Source organism: Bartonella sp. CB10SXKL, from assembly GCF_042195515.1.
In the GTDB taxonomy this organism is placed as follows: Bacteria; Pseudomonadota; Alphaproteobacteria; order Rhizobiales; family Rhizobiaceae; genus Bartonella.
This window is the reverse complement of sequence record NZ_JBHION010000077.1, coordinates 1-1,376: the sequence shown is the minus strand read 5'-3', so window position 1 is coordinate 1,376 and position 1,376 is coordinate 1. Positions and strand designations below refer to the sequence as shown.

The 1,376-nt window shown below is 43.1% G+C and carries 1 pseudogene; it reads right to left on the bottom strand.

The annotated features are described in order from the left end of the window. A pseudogene (locus ACFIK3_RS09490) lies at positions 1 to 1,376 on the bottom strand (hypothetical protein); the annotation flags it as partial.

Genomic DNA, 1,376 nt, shown 5'->3' with positions numbered 1-1,376 from the left:
TAGCTGTGCAAAATTCACCGCATCGGTGCTTTCAGTACCCGTTGCCACTCCAGTTATCTTTTTACCTCCAGCATCAATACCTCCGGTGGTTATTTTCGGACCATTGGCAATCACTAAGCCTGTTGCATCTAGGGTATTGCTTCCTGCATTTACTTTATTGACTGCGATTTCCTTGGCTAGATCAAATTTTATATTATTGTCATCTTTGCCTTTTGTAATCGTAAGATTTGTACTTCCAGCGGAAAAATCTACTGCGCTGTCCATGATAACGCTCTTACCATCCTTACCCCCAACAGATAGTTTCCAACCGCCATTTCTCACGACACTTTCTAAGTCTTTTAACTGTACAACATTTACTGCATCAGTAGGGTCACTACCAGCTGCTACACCTATAATCTGCCGCGTCACGCCCGTATTTTTGCTACCAACACTAACGGCACCCTGCGTACTTTTCCATTGCGCTTCAGTGCTTTTTGTCGCCCCCTGCAGCGAAGAAGCATATCCTGGAAGACCTAGAGCCCTATCAGCGATAACATTACTTCCTATAGCAACACCACCTTGTACAGAAACTATAGAACTGGCACCTATTGCGATACTGCTTGGAGCAAAAGCGTAAGACATGGAACCTATAGCAATACTAGATTCACCTATTCCACTTGCCTGATTACCCATAGCAATACTATACAGCGCCTCCTTTGTTACAGATGCATTGTAACCAAGAGCAATCCCCTTTTCTGCATAATTCTTCGCGCCATAACCAAGAGCCATTGCATAATCACCAGCTGCAAGTACTCTATTTTTTTCATCAATATCCTGTTCTTTAGATCCAGGATCAGGTCCAACACCACCGATTGCAATGCCAAAAATGCCTTCCGTTTTTGCCCCCCGCCCCAAAACAACAGTACCATGCACGGACTTAGGTGACTCTGCCATATAACCAATAACAGTACTCCAACCATCACCAGCTTTTGCACTGTACCCGATAGCAACAGAACCGTATGTACCTCTCCCATCAACACTACCAGCCACATTGTCACCAATAAAAACACCCCACCTGCTATTTGTAGAATTAATCCCACTACCTAAAATAACATTGTTATTTTGAGAACGTTGCATTCCGGTATTTCCGCCCCGCAAAAGGTCAGAAACATTAACAGGGGTTGCACTTTCATAATTCTCTGAAAACTGTTGAGCTGCAGAGCTATCAAGAACAAGCGACCGCGGACTAATTAGAGACTTTTTATATTGCTCGTCTGTATCTAGGGTTCCTACCAATAAATTTTTGCTATCTTCCGCAAGAACATTTACGATAGGACTCTTATCTCTCTTACCAGAAAGGGTTTTGGTTAAAAAATTTGCGTAATCATCAGAAGCAT